General features: G+C 47.4%; 1 pseudogene. It reads right to left on the reverse strand.

Annotated elements, in window-relative coordinates:
* Nucleotides 1-524, reverse strand: a pseudogene (locus CIK04_RS26115) (HD domain-containing protein); the annotation flags it as partial.
* Between the last annotated feature and the right edge of the window lie 92 nt (nucleotides 525-616).

A 616-nucleotide genomic window follows, 5' to 3' on the forward strand; every position in this document is an offset into this window, starting at 1 on the left:
CATGATGGTGTCGGCGATGGCGTGTTCATGCAGCGTCACCATATCGCTATGACACTCATCGGTGAATTGAAGCCCTGAGAAATCTAGGACGATCAGAAGATACAAAAGCGCTGCGATGTCTTTGTTAAACGGAGAGACTTCTAAGGTTTCAAGCTCATCCCAACGAGTGTGGTGATACAAAATTGACTCAGCAAACTGAGCCAAAATATTACACTGTTGCAAAGATTGGTAACCGCGAATGCAGTGGGCTTGGGCGTCTTGTGGCATCAGCGTCTCTAGCAGCATTAAATGCTCTTTCGTTTCCGAGACGCCACAATCGTGCACCATTCCAGCAAAATAGCTGAACTCCGCTTTTTTAAATCCCAACCCAGAGCAAGCGCGCATTGGTAAGCGATATAGGCGACACGGTGGTTATGGTGAGTGTCATCGACTCCGACATAATCTAAAGCACGTGCCACCCAAATCAGAGCCTGTTTGAGGTCCACTTCAAAATGAAGCGAGCTTGACTCACATGTATTATTCATTGATGTTCCGACATTACGTTATCCCATTCCTACTTGAAGCTGCAGCGCTGTTGGCTCGGCTCATTATCTGAAACGCCAGTCCGACCCAATCA

This window comes from Vibrio sp. 03_296, from assembly GCF_002265885.1.